Origin of the sequence: Ciceribacter sp. T2.26MG-112.2, from assembly GCF_900492205.1 — a bacterium.
GTDB lineage: Bacteria > Pseudomonadota > Alphaproteobacteria > Rhizobiales > Rhizobiaceae > Allorhizobium > Allorhizobium naphthalenivorans_A.
This window is the reverse complement of the sequence record NZ_UEYQ01000016.1, coordinates 32,397-48,003: the sequence shown is the minus strand read 5'-3', so window position 1 is coordinate 48,003 and position 15,607 is coordinate 32,397. Positions and strand designations below refer to the sequence as shown.

At 64.0% G+C, this 15,607-nt stretch carries 15 protein-coding genes and 1 tRNA gene; 10 read left to right on the top strand and 6 right to left on the bottom strand.

Going from position 1 to position 15,607, the window contains the following annotated elements:
- The first annotated feature begins 72 nt into the window (after positions 1-72).
- From DYZ14_RS18225 to DYZ14_RS18210, 4 genes are all read left to right on the top strand, one after another.
- On the top strand, positions 73-1,479 hold the full coding sequence (locus DYZ14_RS18225; protein WP_154722007.1) for a cytochrome ubiquinol oxidase subunit I: 1,407 nt from the start codon (positions 73-75) through the stop codon (positions 1,477-1,479).
- Entirely contained in the window at positions 1,469-2,473 is a 1,005-nt protein-coding gene (gene cydB / locus DYZ14_RS18220) for a cytochrome d ubiquinol oxidase subunit II (protein ID WP_154722006.1), read from the top strand. Before DYZ14_RS18225 ends, cydB begins: the two co-directional genes overlap by 11 nt.
- A complete protein-coding gene (locus DYZ14_RS18215) occupies positions 2,473-2,586 on the top strand; it encodes a DUF2474 family protein (RefSeq protein WP_115669651.1) in 114 nt (37 codons plus the stop codon). The genes cydB and DYZ14_RS18215 overlap by 1 nt, the downstream gene beginning before the upstream one ends.
- A 128-nt stretch (positions 2,587-2,714) precedes the next feature.
- Complete coding sequence (locus tag DYZ14_RS18210; RefSeq protein WP_154722005.1) at positions 2,715-3,710, top strand: Tim44 domain-containing protein; 996 nt, start codon at positions 2,715-2,717, stop codon at positions 3,708-3,710.
- A 67-nt stretch (positions 3,711-3,777) separates the two neighbouring features.
- Here the strand turns inward: DYZ14_RS18210 and DYZ14_RS18205 are convergent, their stop codons facing one another.
- Positions 3,778-4,356: a transglycosylase SLT domain-containing protein gene (locus DYZ14_RS18205; RefSeq protein WP_154722004.1), complete on the bottom strand. Its 579-nt coding sequence runs from the start codon at positions 4,354-4,356 to the stop codon at positions 3,778-3,780.
- Positions 4,357-4,567: 211 nt separating this feature from the next.
- On the opposite strand from DYZ14_RS18205, the gene DYZ14_RS18200 reads away from it, so the two are divergent.
- On the top strand, positions 4,568-5,899 hold the full coding sequence (locus DYZ14_RS18200) for a capsular polysaccharide export protein, LipB/KpsS family (protein WP_154722003.1): 1,332 nt from the start codon (positions 4,568-4,570) through the stop codon (positions 5,897-5,899).
- A 78-nt stretch (positions 5,900-5,977) separates the two neighbouring features.
- Here DYZ14_RS18200 and DYZ14_RS18195 read toward each other — a convergent pair.
- Together DYZ14_RS18195 and mnmA are read right to left on the bottom strand one after the other, a co-directional pair.
- Positions 5,978-6,054, bottom strand: a tRNA-Met gene (locus DYZ14_RS18195).
- A 136-nt stretch (positions 6,055-6,190) separates the two neighbouring features.
- On the bottom strand, positions 6,191-7,387 hold the full coding sequence (mnmA, locus tag DYZ14_RS18190; protein WP_154722002.1) for a tRNA 2-thiouridine(34) synthase MnmA: 1,197 nt from the start codon (positions 7,385-7,387) through the stop codon (positions 6,191-6,193).
- A gap of 211 nt (positions 7,388-7,598) precedes the next feature.
- Between mnmA and dgcA the strand changes: the two genes are divergently transcribed.
- Positions 7,599-8,588: an N-acetyl-D-Glu racemase DgcA gene (gene dgcA / locus DYZ14_RS18185; protein ID WP_154722001.1), complete on the top strand. Its 990-nt coding sequence runs from the start codon at positions 7,599-7,601 to the stop codon at positions 8,586-8,588.
- A gap of 51 nt (positions 8,589-8,639) precedes the next feature.
- Here dgcA and DYZ14_RS18180 read toward each other — a convergent pair whose 3' ends face one another.
- Together DYZ14_RS18180 and DYZ14_RS18175 are read right to left on the bottom strand one after the other, a co-directional pair.
- Positions 8,640-9,335, bottom strand: coding sequence for a spermidine synthase (locus DYZ14_RS18180; protein WP_154722000.1), 696 nt, complete (start codon positions 9,333-9,335; stop codon positions 8,640-8,642).
- Between the two features lie 89 nt (positions 9,336-9,424).
- A complete protein-coding gene (locus tag DYZ14_RS18175; RefSeq protein ID WP_195950014.1) occupies positions 9,425-10,192 on the bottom strand; it encodes an IclR family transcriptional regulator in 768 nt (255 codons plus the stop codon).
- A gap of 138 nt (positions 10,193-10,330) precedes the next feature.
- Between DYZ14_RS18175 and DYZ14_RS18170 the strand changes: the two genes are divergently transcribed.
- From DYZ14_RS18170 to DYZ14_RS18155, 4 genes are read left to right on the top strand one after another with little or no spacing between them, the layout of a single operon-like run.
- On the top strand, positions 10,331-12,046 hold the full coding sequence (locus DYZ14_RS18170) for a thiamine pyrophosphate-requiring protein (RefSeq protein ID WP_154721998.1): 1,716 nt from the start codon (positions 10,331-10,333) through the stop codon (positions 12,044-12,046).
- A 60-nt stretch (positions 12,047-12,106) separates the two neighbouring features.
- Positions 12,107-13,141, top strand: a complete 1,035-nt coding sequence (locus DYZ14_RS18165; RefSeq protein WP_154721997.1) for a TRAP transporter substrate-binding protein — start codon at positions 12,107-12,109, stop codon at positions 13,139-13,141.
- Positions 13,142-13,146: 5 nt separating this feature from the next.
- On the top strand, positions 13,147-13,677 hold the full coding sequence (locus tag DYZ14_RS18160) for a TRAP transporter small permease (RefSeq protein WP_154721996.1): 531 nt from the start codon (positions 13,147-13,149) through the stop codon (positions 13,675-13,677).
- Positions 13,677-15,002, top strand: coding sequence for a TRAP transporter large permease (locus DYZ14_RS18155; protein WP_154721995.1), 1,326 nt, complete (start codon positions 13,677-13,679; stop codon positions 15,000-15,002). The genes DYZ14_RS18160 and DYZ14_RS18155 overlap by 1 nt, the downstream gene beginning before the upstream one ends.
- 96 nt (positions 15,003-15,098) lie before the next feature.
- On the opposite strand, the gene DYZ14_RS18150 is transcribed toward DYZ14_RS18155, so the two are convergent.
- On the bottom strand, positions 15,099-15,602 hold the full coding sequence (locus DYZ14_RS18150) for a flavin reductase (protein WP_154721994.1): 504 nt from the start codon (positions 15,600-15,602) through the stop codon (positions 15,099-15,101).
- Between the last annotated feature and the right edge of the window lie 5 nt (positions 15,603-15,607).

Sequence of the window (15,607 nt, the reverse complement as noted above, 5' to 3'; positions counted from 1 at the left end):
TGATCGGAATGGAACGAAGCCTATTTGCTTGCTCGGACCTTCGATCAAGACGGCAACGAGAGCGACAGGACGATGTTCGAGATTTTCGACGCGCAATTGCTGGCACGGCTGCAATTTGCCTTCACAGTGTCCTTCCACATTATTTTCCCGGCCTTCTCCATCGGTCTCGCCAGCTATCTCGCCGTGCTGGAGGGGCTATGGCTGTGGAAGAAGGACAAGGTCTATCTGGAGTTGTTCGACTTCTGGAAGACGATCTTCGCGGTCGCCTTCGGCATGGGCGTCGTCTCCGGCATCGTCATGTCCTACCAGTTCGGCACCAACTGGAGCGTCTTTTCCGACAAGGCGGGACCGGTCATCGGGCCGCTAATGGGTTATGAGGTGCTCACCGCCTTCTTTCTCGAGGCCGGCTTCCTCGGCGTGATGCTGTTCGGCCGTGAGCGAGTCGGGCTGGGCCTGCATTATCTGGCAACGCTGATGGTGGCGCTCGGCACGCTGATCTCGGCCACCTGGATCCTCTCGGTCAATTCCTGGATGCAGACACCGACCGGCTTCGCCATCAACGATGTCGGCCAGTTCGTTCCGGTCGACTGGTGGGCGATCGTCTTCAATCCGTCCTTCCCCTATCGGCTCACCCATATGGTGATCGCCGCCTATCTGACGACCGCCTTCGTCGTCGGCGGCGTGGGCGCCTATCACCTGCTTCGCCGCACCTCGCCGTCGCGCGCCGGCACGATGTTCTCCATGGCGATGTGGATGGCGGCGATCGTCGCGCCAATCCAGATTCTCGTCGGTGATGCGCACGGCCTCAACACGCTGGAGCACCAGCCGGCCAAGGTCATGGCGATGGAGGGTCATTTCGACAGCCATCCGGACGGCGCGCCGCTCATTCTGTTCGGCCTGCCGAACCAGGCCGAGAAGCGGATCGACTATGCGATCCAGATCCCCAAGCTTTCGAGCCTTATCCTGAAGCATGATCTCAACGCGCCGCTGGCCGGCCTCGACACGATCGACGACGACAAGGAGCCGCCGGTGGCGATCGTGTTCTGGTCGTTCCGGGTGATGGTGGCGCTTGGCTTTGCCATGCTCGGCGTCGGCCTGTTCAGCCTGTGGTGTCGCTGGCGCGGGACGCTGTTCGAAAACCGGATGCTGCACCGCGTGGCGCTTCTCATGGCGCCGGCCGGTTTCGTGGCGGTGCTGGCCGGTTGGATCACCACGGAGGTCGGCAGGCAGCCCTATACGATCTACGGCCATCTGCTGACGGCGGACTCGATTTCGCCGATCGCGGCACCCGCCGTCGCGGCCTCGCTGATCGCCTTCATCATCGTCTACTTCCTCGTCTTCGGGGCAGGGACCTTCTACATCCTGAGGCTGATGGCGCGCCTGCCGCGTGACCCTATGCCCGATCTCGACGACGGACCGATCCGCTCGTCCGGCATAACGCCGGCGGCGCAGACCGAGGGAGGCAAGCATGGCCTTTGATCTCGCATTCATCTGGGCTGCCATCATCGCATTCGCCGTGCTGGCTTACGTCATTCTCGACGGCTTCGACCTCGGGGTCGGCATTCTCTTCCCGCTCTTTCCCGAAAAGGCCGACCGCGACCAGATGATGAATTCGGTCGCCCCGGTGTGGGACGGCAACGAAACCTGGCTGGTGCTGGGGGGCGGCGGGTTGATGGCGGTCTTTCCGCTCGCCTATGCGACGATCCTGCCGGCGCTCTATGCGCCGCTGATCGCCATGCTGCTCGGACTGATCTTCCGGGGGGTCGCCTTCGAATATCGCTGGCGCACGAAGCGGGCCGAGCATTTGTGGAACTATGCCTTTGCCGGGGGCTCTACGGTGGCGGCCTTTGCCCAAGGGGTGGCTCTCGGCGCCCTCGTCCAGGGCATTCCCGTGGTCGACCGCGCCTATGCCGGCGGCTGGTGGGATTGGCTGACACCGTTTTCGATGGCGACCGGTCTGGCGCTGGTGCTGGGCTATGCGCTACTCGGCGCCACCTGGCTGGTGATGAAGACGCGTGGGCCGCTGGCAGAGAAGGCGCGACGTCTCGCCTATGGTGCCGCGTTGGCAACCGTCGGCGCGATGGGCGTGTTCAGCCTGTGGACGCCCTGGCTCGAGCCGCTCTACGTACAGCGCTGGTTCGGCTATCCGACGGCGATCTTCTCCTTCATCGTGCCATTGCTGGTGCTCGGATGCCTCTACCTCATCCTTAGCGGCCTGCGCTCCGGCAAGGATGCCCAACCCTTCGTCGCGGCCCTGGGATTGTTCGTGCTCGGCTATGCCGGGATCGGCATCAGCTTCTATCCCTATATAGTGCCGACCTCGCTGACCATCTGGGACGCCGCGGCGCCGCAATCGAGCCTCGCCTTCCTCCTGGCCGGAGCGGCGGTGCTGGTGCCGATCATCCTGGCCTATACCGGCTATGCCTATTGGGTGTTCCGCGGCAAGGTCGATCCGGAGGAGGGCTATCACTGATGGCGGATGCTTCTCTCATCAAGCGCCTCGGTTGGTTCGTCGGATTGTGGCTCGCCGGCGTGCTTGCGGTCGGGGTGGTCGCCTATGCCATCAAGCTGGCGCTCGGAGCCTGATGGCAGCGGATGGCGCGATTGTGATCGAAAAACAGGCGGCCAAGGCTTCAATTCTCCGCGAGGGCGCGCCATATGAGAGCCCAAGCGGATGTTTTTATCCGGCAAGGCATTGAAAACGAGGAGACGAAATGCGGCGCTACGGCAAGTTTTTTGGAATTCTGGCAATTGGTCTGGCGACCATGCTGACGCTCGCCGACTTTGCCGAAGCACGCCGTGCGAGCGGCGGGTTCGGTAGCCGTGGCACGCGGACCTTCCAGGCGCCGGCCGCCACGCGCACCGCGCCTGCGCCGGCTGCGCCGATCGAGCGCACCATGACGCCGCAGTCGCAAGCGACACGCCCCGCTACCGCTCCGAATGCGCAGAACCCGGCCGGGCGTACGGGCGGCCTGTTCGGCGGTCTCGCCGGTGGTCTCATGGGCGGTCTTCTGATGGGTGGCCTGTTCGGCATGCTGATGGGCTCCGGCTTCGGCGGCGGCTTCGGCTTCCTTGGCCTTTTGCTGCAGGGTGTGCTGATCTTCTTCCTGGTCCGCTTCGCCATGCGCATGTTTGCCAATCGCCAACCGTCCTATTCGGGCGCGGGGGCATCTTCATCGGCGCGTAACGACGCTGCCGGTGGTCCGGGCTTCCAGATCCCGAAGATCGGCGGCCTGAACCTTGGCGGTTCTTCGGCTTCCGCCGCACCGCGCCGGCCTTCCGGTTCCGCCGACGAAATCGGTGTCGGCCAGCAGGATCTCGAGCGGTTCGAGGGTCTGTTGAAGGAAATGCAGGCGGCTTATGCCAACGAAGACTATGCGAGCCTGCGCCGCATCACCACGCCGGAAGCCATGTCCTATCTCGCCGAGGAGTTGAGCGAGAACGCCACCAAGGGTGTCAAGAACGAGGTGCGCGACGTGCATCTCGTCCAGGGCGACGTTTCGGAAAGCTGGCGCGAGGGCAATGTCGATTATGCAACCGTCGCCATGCGCTACGAGAGCATCGACGTTCTGCGAGACCGTACCAGCGGCAAGGTCGTCAGCGGCGATCCGGACAATGTCTCGGAATCCACCGAGATATGGACTTTCGTCCGGCGCCCAGGCACGGATTGGCAGATTTCGGCGATCCAGGCCTCCGGCGATCCGGAATAAGGCTCATTTCATCAGACAAAAAGGCCCGCTTCGCGCGGGCCTTTTCGCGTCTGCCGGCGGTGGATGCTCAGTTCGGGCAGTTCTTCAACTGCCGCGCATAGGTGTAGGTGATGTCGGTGAAACGCTTGGCGCCGTTCAGCGCCTCGGAATTGTTGCGCCAGCTGCCGCGCGCATAGCCGGCGTGACCGGAATGATAGGCGAGGTAGAGCTTGTAGGGATCGTTGAGGGGGATGCCGCTCTTTTCCGCCGTCTGGCGGTGATACCAGCCGATGAACTGCATGGCGTCGGAGAAGTCGGTTCGGCGCGCGCTCCATCGGCCGGTCTCGCGCTGGTAGCGATCCCAGGTGCCGTCGAGGGCCTGCGAATAACCATAGGCAGACGACTTGCGCTTCCAGGGAATGAAGCCCAGCAGCTTCTTGCGCGGCGGCTTGGCGTTGTGGCGGAAGCCGGATTCCGTGTAGATCGTCGCCATGAGGATCGGCACCGGCACGCCATATTCGCGTTCGGTCTTTTCGGCCGCGCGGCGCCAGTTGTTGAACAGGCCGTCGCGCTGCTCGAAAATCGCGCAGGCATTCTTCGTCTGGCTCGGCGGTTTCGCACAAGCAGTCAATGCCAGCAGAAGGCCAACGACAATTACGCCACGCATCGTTCATCCTCATTCAGGCGGCCAGGATATTACTTAAAATTTAACGAAAGGTTTTCGGATCCTTAATGGTCCTCGCCCACCCGGACGGGCGGGTGCGCCAGGGGCTGTGAACCAAAGCAGAGTGGCGAGGCGAACTGGTAGTGCGGCGATTGTCGGCCCGGCCACGCCGGGTTATGAACGGTTGCCCGCCAACGAGGAACAAGCCCGGCCCATGCCGCGACCCCTGACCGATCGCCCGCCCGTCGTCGCCTTCCATATCCATGAGTGGAAGCGGTCGGTGCTGGAGGCGTATTTCCCGGAATGGGACTTCCACTACATGCCGTTCTTCGTCGGAGACAAGGAATTCGTTGACGTCTGGCAGGCCCGCCTCGCGGCGCTCGAAAACCCGAGCGTGATCGTCTGGGGGCCGAACCTGCCGCAGGCAGCGGCGGATTTCTGCGCCAGCCGCAACATCCCGGTCAGCTTCATCGAGGACGGTTTCCTGCGTTCGGTCGGCGGCACCGCCGGCCAGAGCGCGCCGTTTTCGCTCACCCTAGACCGGCAACGGCCCTTCTTCGACAGTCGTGGGCCGTCCGATCTGGAAGACCTGCTGAGGACCTATGATTTCGATGCCGATCCGGCGCTGATCGAGCGGGCGAGGGCGGGGATTGCCGCCATGCTCGCGCATCGGATCGGCAAGTATGGCGGGCAGCAGGCGCGAGGGAAGGTCGAGCTGCCTCGAGGTCCGGGGCGCAAGGTGCTGGTGGTCGGCCAGGTCGAGAGCGACGCCTCGATCCGCTACGGCGCCGAGCGGCCGATCCTCAACAATGATCTGGTACGTTTGGCGGCGCGGGAAAATCCCGGCGCGACGATCCTCTACAAGCCGCATCCGGACGTGCTGAAGGGCGTGCGACGGCCGAGCTCCGATCCGGCCGAAGTGGCGGATCTCTGCCATGTCCTGACCGCGCCTATGGCGCTGCCCGACGTGCTCGATGCCGTCGACCACGTCTACACGATCACCTCGCTCGCCGGCTTCGAGGCCTTGATGCGGGGCAAACGGGTGACGGTCTCCGGCTCGCCCTTCTATGCCGGCTGGGGACTGACCGACGATCGCCAGGCGAACCCGCGCCGGGGCCGCGCACTCAGCCTGGAGGCGCTGTTCGCCGGGGTCTATCTCATCTATCCGCGCTATTTCGATCCACGCACGGGTGCCCAGCGGTGCTTCGAGACCACGCTGGCCGAAATGGTCGAATGGCAGAGGGACGGTCTGCCCGATGACAGCCGCCGGCTGCTCTCGGCGCGACGGCGCCCGTCGCCCTGGCGACCGTTCGGTGCATATGGCCTGCTCGGCTGGCGTCGTCTGCTGCCGCTGGTCGTCGGACCGCTTGTCGCCCGCATAGGCAATGCCGACGACGCGGCCTCCTATCGGCGCGATCCGATCGGATTCTTCCGCGAACAGTCCGACCCCGCGCTCAGGCGGCTCGGCCGCTGGCTCTATCCGTTCGACGATGACCGATTTGCTGAAGGTTTCGACCGTTTCCGCACCGGGCGCAACGACACGTGACTCGGCAGATGCCGCAACCGGCGGTGCCTGACACGTTGCGTCCGGTTGAGATTTTCAGATTTTCGAAGAAGAGAAATTTGGTAGCGGGAGGCGGACTTGAACCGCCGACCTTGGGGTTATGAATCCCACGCTCTAACCACCTGAGCTACCCCGCCACACATCGCGAAGGCCTGCTGAAAAGCGGAGCCGTCCGAAGCGATGGGCGGCTTATAAGGCGATGATCCTGCCAGTGTCAAGCGCGCGGCAAGCAAAAACCGAAGCACTTCTGTGGACTTGGGCGAGGCGTTCGCCTCAGGCCGCGACCGGGCTTGCAAGCAATGCCTTCAGCTGGCTTTCCGCGTCTGCCGCGCGTTCGGATCTGTCGATGAAACCGCCGCCATAGACGCGCGCATCCGCACCCGGCGCGGAATAGAGAACGCAGGCCTGGCCCGGCGCGATACCGGCTTCGCCGATTTCCAGGTCGACATAGACGCCACGTTCGTCGGCGTGCAGCACGGCAGGGGCCGGCGGACGGGTCGAGCGGACCTTGGCGAAACAGGCGAAGCCGTCGCGGGCCGTTTCTTCCAGCCCGTGGTCGCCCAGCCAGTTGATGTCGCGCAGATAGACGCGGTGGGTTTCCAGCGCCTCGCGCGGTCCGACGATGACGCGGCGCGAGCGGGCGTCGAGATAGACGACGTAGAGCGGTTCGCCGGTCGCCACGCCGAGACCCTTACGCTGGCCGATGGTGTAATGCAGGATGCCATCATGGTGACCCAGAACGCGGCCATCGAGATGGACGATCTCGCCGGCGAGCGCCGAATCGGGACGCAGCTTGTTGATGACATCGGCATATTTGCCCTGCGGCACGAAGCAGATGTCCTGGCTGTCGGCCTTTTGGGCGACGACGAGACCCATGTCTTCGGCGAGCTTTCGCGTTTCGGCCTTGGACATGGCGCCAAGCGGAAAGCGCAGATAGTCGATCTGCTCCTGGGTGGTGGCAAAGAGGAAATAGCTCTGGTCGCGTTCGCTGTCGATCGGGCGGAACAGCGCGCGGTGGCCCGGATCGTTCGGCAGAGGAACCGACTTCGAGCGGATGTAATGGCCGGTCGCCAGCGCATCGGCGCCGAGTTCGCGGGCCGTCGCCAGCAGGTCGGCGAACTTGACGGTCTGGTTGCAGGCGACGCAGGGGATCGGTGTCTCGCCGGCCACATAGCTTTCCATGAACGGGTTGATCACCGTGTCGCGGAAGCGCTGCTCGTAGTCGAGCACGTAATGGGGGATGCCGAGCGTTTCGCAGACGCGGCGCGCATCGTCGATGTCCTGGCCGGCGCAGCACGAGCCGGCGCGGTGGACGGCGGCGCCGTGATCGTAGAGTTGCAGCGTTATGCCAAGGACGTCATAGCCTTCGCGTTTCAGCAGACCGGCCACGACCGAGGAGTCGACCCCGCCCGACATGGCGACGACGACGCGCGTATCTTCCGGCTTCTTGTCAAAATCCAGCGTGTTCACGGGCTTTTCCGCCAATCTGATGCGTTCGCAGGCGAGGCACGGGACGCCCTGTCGCCATCGCCAGCTTGCTGGTATGGGATTGGGGCAAATTGCAGTCCGTCGACTGATGAGGCCTCGACCTAATTGTTGACGGATATAGAAAGGAATGTCGCAACGCGCAAGGGGCGCCGATTCGCGACGCGGCACGGACGCCTTATGGAGGGACGGTAAAATGGTGAATGGACTCAGTCTCACGGCCGTCGAAGACGTTTTTCCGGTCGCCGGCTCTTTCACCATCTCGCGCGGGTCGCGCACCGAAATCCGGGTGGTGACCGTCACGGTGTCCGACGGCAGCCATGTCGGGTGTGGCGAATGCGTGCCCTATGCGCGCTATGGTGAGACGGTCGACGGCGTGATGGAGGCAATTCTCGGGGTTGCCAATGATCTGCACGAGGGTCTTGACCGGCACGGCCTTCAAAGCCGGCTAGGGCCTGGGGCGGCGCGCAACGCGCTCGACTGTGCTTTCTGGGATCTCGAGGCCAAGCGGGCCGGAAAGCCGGTCTGGCAGTTGGCCGGCCTTTCATCCCCGAAACCGATCGAAACGGCTTTCACCCTCTCGCTCGGCACGCCGGAGAGCATGCGCGAGGCGGCGGCGAAGAATGCGGAACGTCCGCTGCTCAAGGTCAAGCTCGGCACCGACGACGATCTTGGCCGCATCGAGGCGGCACGCGCCGGCGCGCCGAATTCCCGCATCATTGTCGATGCCAACGAGGGCTGGACGGTCGAGCAATATCTGGCGCTTGCGCCGACGCTGATCCGCCTCGGCGTGGCGCTGGTCGAACAGCCGCTGCCGGCAGGACAGGATGAGGCCCTCAGGACGATTGCGCGGATATTGCCGGTCTGCGCCGACGAAAGTTGCCACGACCGGGCATCGCTCGGCCATCTCAAGGGCAAGTATGATGCGATCAACATCAAGCTCGACAAGACAGGCGGGCTGACCGAGGCGCTTCTGATGCGCGATGCGGCGGTCGCCTCAGGCTTCGACATCATGGTCGGCTGCATGCTCGGCACCTCGCTTGCCATGGCGCCGGCCTTCTTCGTCGCGCAAGGGGCGGGCTTTGCCGATCTCGACGGTCCGTTGCTTCTCGCCGCCGACCGCGCGTCGCCGATCCGCTACGAGGGGTCGATGATGCAGATGCCGGAGCCGGCGCTCTGGGGCTGAATCCGCACAGAACGGTGTCGCCGCGATAGAAAAGTCTGGGGCCGGAGGGTGTTATGGCTGCGTGGCACCGTCCCCGCCATCCGGGCTTGCCAGCCAGATGACATGGCGGGCGCCGCGCTTCTTGCCGGCGCGAACGTGCTCTTCCTTGACCTTGAAACCGAGGGTGCCCAGGCGGCGCGTGAAGCCCGGATTGGGTCCTGAGGACCAGACGGCCAGCACGCCCCTGGCGCGTAGCGCCCCCTTGGCCGCACGCAGGCCGGCATAGTCGTAGAGGCCGTCATTGGCCGACCGGGTCAGTCCTTGCGGGCCATTGTCGACGTCGAGCAGGATCGCGTCATAGCTGTGGCGGTAGGTGTGGATGAGCGAGGCCACGTCGCCGACATGCACCTTGACCCGCGGATCGTCGAGGCTGCCCTTGAAGACCTCGGCCATAGGGCCCCGCGCCCAGGCGACGACGGCGGGCACCAGTTCGGCGACGGTCACCTGCGCATCGGCCGGCAGGACGGCGAGGGCGGCGCGCAGCGTGAAGCCCATGCCAAGGCCGCCGATCAGGATTTGGGGGCGCTTGCGCGGTACGATCCGTTCCCAGGCGAGCGTCGCCAGCGCCTCTTCCGAACCGCTCAGCCGGCTGTTCATCAGCTCGTTGGTCCCGAGCATGATCGAGAACTCGGTGCCGCGCTGTTTGAGGCGCAATTCGCCACCCCCACCGGGAATGACGGCGGAATCGAGCTGGATCCAGGGGAGCATGGCGATCTTTCAAAGGTCGGGAAACGAATGTCCCCCGTACCACGCGGATATGCGCGAGTTCAATCGCTGTCGGAGGGGAGGGCGCGATCTCACGGCTGCGAGGGAGGAAAGAGCGTATCTTGAGCAGCGGCGACCGCGACCTTCAATAGGGAAGTGAAGCTGGTTTCGGTTTGCTGGTCCAGTGCCGGGATGGGAGCGAAGATGGAGATCCCGGCGATCATGGCACCATTCGGAGCAAAGATCGGCATGGCCACGGCGCTCAGACCCGCCTCGCGCTCGCCCCGGTTGACTGCATAGCCCTTTCGCCGGATCTCCTCCGTTTCCCGCAAGACGCTGTCGCGGTTGATCAGCGTGGCGCGGGACAGCGGCACCAGTTTGTTGGCCTCCAGATAACTCTCGACAGCCTCCTTGCCCGAATAGGCAAGCCAGAGTTTGCCATTGGCCGTAGCATAGGCTTCGATACGCGCGCCGACACGGGCACTGTAGACATAGGCGTTGTTGGAATGCGCGGCGGCAATGCAGGTGATCATCGTGCCGTCAAAGGTGGTGGCCATGGCGCCTTCGCCCGATTCGGCGGCCAGAGCATTGAGGAAGGGCTGCAGTTGCATCGCCAGTTGCCGGGCGCTCCGGGCTCGCTCGCCGTATTCGATCAGCTTTCCGCCGGGCCGGTAAATCCCCTTGCGGGGGGAGTGCAGCGCGCCGACCGAGACCAGAGTCTTGAGGAAGCGATGTGCGGTGATCGTGTTCAGCCCCACGAGCTCGGCCACGTCCGCCGTCGTTAGCTCGTCACGCTGGTCGTCGAAAAGATCGAGGATGGCGAAGGCCTTGACGATCGAGTTATTGGTAGGGGTGGCCATTCTATCGCTCGCGCTCATTTATTCATTAGTTATTCTCATCAATCTCTCACCCTTGACGGCCTGGCTCAAGAATGTGATAGTTATTGAAATTTGTATTTCAATTATTGAAATGTCAAGCCGACTTGGGAGGGTCGCAACTTGGATGCTCGGAATGCAAAATCTGGTGAGGTCAGCGCCGGCAGTGTGATCTTCAGCCGCTTGAAGACGCTCGGCGTGGACTATGTCTTCGCCAATTCCGGAACCGATTTCCCGCCCATCATCGAGGGCCTTGCCGAGGCCGCCGCATCCGGCATCGCCCTGCCGCAAGCCATTACCATTCCGCATGAACATGCCGCACTCGGCATGGCGCACGGCTATTACTTCCTGACGGGCCGGGCCCAGGCCGTGATGCTGCACACCAATGTCGGGCTGGCGAACGGCGCGATCGGTGCGCTCAATGCCGCCACCGACCATGTGCCGATGGTGCTGATGTCGGGCCGCACGCCGACTGTCGAGCGCGGACGGTTCGGCGCACGCACCGTGCCGATCGGCTGGGGGCAGGAAATGCGCGACCAGACGGCCTTGGTACGGGAAGCGGTGAAGTGGGACTACGAGTTGCGCTTTCCCGAGCAGATCGCCGAGATCCTCGACCGCGGCCATGCGATCGCCAATTCGACGCCCAAGGGTCCGGTCTATATCAGCCTGCCGCGCGAGGTTCTGTCCGAGCAGATCGATGCGGGCGGCATTGCCGAGACACCCCTCATGGCGCCGGCCGTCGCGGAAGCCTCGGCTGCCGCGATCGACATGGCAGCGGACTGGCTGCTATCGGCCCGCAATCCGGTGATCTTCGTCCAGCGCGGGGCAGGCGACGATGCAGGCTTTACCGCACTGTCGGCGCTGGCCACGGAATTTGCCATTCCCGTGGTGCACTATTGGGCGACGCAGATCGGCATTCCGACCGATCACGCGATGTTTGCCGGCGGCAATCCAGAGCCGTGGCTGTCCGAGGCGGATGTAATCCTGGTGATCGATGCGCTCGCCCCCTGGGCGCCCGACCTGCAGAATCCGCGGGACGAGGCCAGGGTGATCCAGCTTGGCCCCAATCCCCTGTTCAGCCGTTTCCCGGTGCGCAATTTCCGCTCCGACCTGTCGATCGCCAGCGAGACGTCGACGGGCATCGTCGCGCTGCTGTCGGCTCTTCGGGCCCGTCGCGATCCCGATCCGGAAGGCCGGGCGGCGCGCCGCGCGACGATCGAGCGCCGGACATCAGAGCTTCGCCATCAGGTGATCGCCTCCGCGGAAGGCGAGACCGGACCGGTGATGAGCAAGGCCCATGTGTCGCTCGAATTATCCAAGGCGATCGCCGGACGTCAGGCGACCGTGCTTTCCGAACTCGGCTGCCCGCTGGCGCCGATGACGCTGGATCACGCCCAGGCCTGGTACCAGGAGCCGCATTCCGGCGGTCTCGGCTGGTCGCTGCCCTGCGCCATGGGCATGAAGCTCGCCAAGCCCGAGCGGCTTGTCATAGCCACGCTCGGCGACGGGTCCTACATGTTCGCCAATCCGGTCGCCTGCCACCAGATCATGGAGGCCTACGACATTCCGGTTCTGATCGTCATTCTCAACAATGCGGAATGGGGAGCGGTGCGCCAGTCGGTGACCATGCTCTATCCCGACGGCTATGCGGCCAAGGCCAACCAGATGCCGCTGACCGGTCTTTCGCCGAGCCCCGATTTCACCAAGGTCGCCGAAGCCAGCAATGCCTGGGCGCGCAAGGTGACGGAGCGCGGCGACCTTGCCGCCGCCTTGCAGGCGGCGATCACCGAGGTGATGGACAATAAACGTACCGCGCTGCTCGATATTCGGGTGGCGTAACAGACAGTCCGCCAGCCGGCGGAGCGTATTCAATGGCCTTTAACAGGGAGGAAAATGCCAATGAGATCCTTTAAGACACTCTTGCTTGCCGGTCTGGCGACCACGGCGCTCAGCGCCTCGGCGCTCGCCCAGGAAGTCACGCTGAAACTGCACCACTTCCTCGGTCCGAAATCCCCGGCCCAGACGCAGATGCTCGAGCCCTGGGCGAAGAGCATCGAGGAAGCCTCTGGCGGCAAGGTCAAGATCGAGATCTACCCGTCCATGTCGCTCGGCGGTGCTCCGCCGGAACTGGTCAGCCAGGTGCGCGACGGTGTCGTCGATCTCGTCTGGACGGTGAACGGCTACACGCCGGGCCTCTTCCCGCGCACCGAAGCCTTCGAGCTGCCGTTCATCCACACCAATGACATCCGCGCCACCAACCTCGCCATGCGCGCCATGTTCGACGAGTATCTCGCTCCCGAGTACAAGGGCGTGAAGGTCATGTTCCTTCACACCCATGCCGGCCAGGCGATCCAGATGGCCAAGGACGAAGTGCGCAAGCCGGCCGATCTAGCCGGCAAGAAGATGCGTATTCCGACCCGCACCGGCGCCTGGGTGATCGAGGCGCTCGGTGCCGCTCCCGCCGCCATGCCGGTTCCGGATATCCCGCAGGCCTTCTCCAAGGGTGTCGTCGATGGTGCGCTGATCCCGTGGGAAATCATCCCGGCGCTGAAGCTGCAGGATCAGACCGAGTACCAGATCGAAGGTATCAACAAGACCCGCCTCGGCACCACGACGTTCCAGGTTTCGATGAACCTCGACAAGTGGAACTCGCTGCCGGAGGACATCCAGAAGGCCTTCCTCGACAATTCCGGCGAGGAATGGGTGAAGAAGGCGGCCGATATCTGGCGCCAGATCGACGAGAACGGCATCAAGGTCGCAACGGATGCCGGCAACAAGCACATCCAGCTGACGCAAGAGGAAACCGACGCCTTCAAGACCGTTCTCGAGCCGGTCGTCGACCGCTGGGTCAAGGAAGTCGATGGCAAGGGCATCGATGGCGCTGCTCTCGTCGCCAAGGCCCGCGAACTCGTCGCGGCGAATACGGGCAAGTAAGCGCGATGGACGCCACCACGCAAAACGAAGAAAGGGTGGGGCCGAAAGGCCTCACCCACCGCCTTATCGAGGCCTGGGCACTGCTCGGCGGGGTCGTCATCCTCGCCGTCGTCGCGATCCAGAGCATCAGCGTCGTCACCGGCGCGTTCGGCCATCCGCTGCCGGGTGATTTCGAATTGACCGAACTCGGGGTCGCCGTCGGCGCCTTCGCATTCCTGCCCTATTGCCAACTGACCGGCGCCAATGTCACCGCGGACATCTTCACCTCCGGGCTCGGCCGCCGCTGGCAAGCGGTTCTCGTGTTCTTCTCCGCGATCATCGCCCTGGTGTTCTCCGTCGTCATGGCCTGGCGGACATGGATCGGCACGCAGGACCAGTTCTCCTATGATTACCAGACTGCCATCCTGCAAATTCAGATCGGCTATGCCTTCGTGCCGATCGTCATTTCGCTGATCCTGGTCGCCGTCGCCGCCGTCGTCACGCTCGCCGAGAGCTATCAGGATATCGCCCACCCCAGCAGGAATGTGTATCACTGATGGATAATAGTCTTTTCCTCGGGCTGGTCGGCCTTGGCGCACTGATCGTCCTGATCGGCATCCGTGTACCGATCGCCTATGCGATGATCGTCGTCGGCGCGGTCGGCACGATCGCCCTCAATGGACCCGGTGTCTTCCTCAACCAGTTGAAGACGCTCGGCTTCAGCCAGTTCTCAAAATACGACATGTCGGTCATCCCGATGTTCGTGCTGATGGGTTATATCGCCACCCGCGCCGGCCTGTCCCAGGACCTGTTTCGCGCGGCCAATGCCTGGTTCGGGCGCATGCGCGGCGGTGTGGCCATGTCGGCGATCGCGGCCTGCGCGGGCTTCGGCGCGGTTTGCGGCTCCTCGCTTGCCACCGCCACGACCATGGGCCAGGTGGCTCTGCCGGAACTCAAGCGCTACCGGTATTCGGGCGCGCTGGCGACCGGGACGCTCGCGGCCGGCGGATTGCTCGGCATTCTGATCCCTCCCTCCGTGGTGCTGGTCGTCTATGCGATCATCGTCGAGGCCAACATCGTCTCGATGTTTGCCGCAGCCCTCTTCCCCGGCCTGATCGCGGTTGCGCTGTTCATCCTGGTGATCGCCATCTATGTGCGCGTCTCGCCCGAATCGGGTCCGGCCGGCGACAAGCTGTCGCGGGCGGAATGGCTGTCGGCGACCTTCGGCGTCGTGCCGGTGCTGGCGATCTTCGTCATCGTCATCGGCGGCATCTATGTCGGCTTCTACAATCCCACACCGGCGGCGGCCGTCGGGGTGGCGCTGGTGGCGATCTACGGTTCGCTGCGGCGCGGCGTAAACCTCAAGGATTATCGCTGGGCCCTGCTCGAGACTGCCAAGACCACCGGCATGATCTACCTGATCCTGCTCGGCGCGGAACTGTTGAAGATCTTCATGTCGCGTGGCGGCGTTCCCCAGGCGGCGGCGGAGATGATGGTCAATTCCGGCCTCTCGCCGATGGTGATCCTGATCCTCTTGCTGATCGCGCTGATCATCCTCGGCTGCCTGATGGATTCCATGTCGATGATCCTCCTGGTCATGCCGTTTTTCTGGCCGGTGGTCAGCGAACTCGACTTCGGCATGGACCCGGAAGACGTGAAGATCTGGTTCGGTATCCTCGCCCTGATCGTCGTCGAACTCGGATTGATCACGCCACCGGTGGGGATGAACGTCTTCGTCATCAGTTCGCTCGCCAAGGACGTGCCGATGGGCCAGACCTTCAAGGGGGTCTTCCCGTTCTTCCTCGGCGAGCTGGTGCGCCTGGCGCTGCTGATTGCCTTCCCGGCGATATCGCTGTGGTTGCCGCATATGCTGTCGAACTGACCGGACAGCCTTCGAGCGACTGGAAGAGAAAGAGCCGCGGCGAGATCATCGCCGCGGCTCAATTTGTTGCAGGTGTCGTGTGTCGGCCGAGGCAACTCAGCCCGCCAGCAGGCTCGGCACCTGGACATAGCTGCGGTCGAAATAGGCCAGGGCGTGACCGTCGGTGCGCGCGCGGAGGCTCTCGACCCGGCCGATGAAGACATGATGGGTGCCGACCTGACGCACGTCCTCGAGCAGGCAGTCGAAGGAGACGATGGCATCGGCCAGCGCCTCGGTGCCACCCGTCATGCCGACCCAGTTCGCGGCGGCGTAGCGCGCGCCCATATCTGCGCTGCCGCCGGCAAAGAGGTTGGCGAGACCCTGATGCTCCGGGCTCAGCACGTTGACGCAGAAGCGCTTGTTCTCGAGGAACAGGCCGGTCTGGGTGGAGCGGCCGTTCATGCAGACGAGGAGCGTCGGCGGTTCGTCGGTCACGGAGCACATGGCGGTGGCGGTGAACCCGCCGCGTCCGGCGGGTCCGTTGGTGGTGACGATGTTGACGGGGGCGCAGACGCGCGCCATGGCATTGCGGAACTCGGTCTTCGATACACCGGCCTGCATGGCGC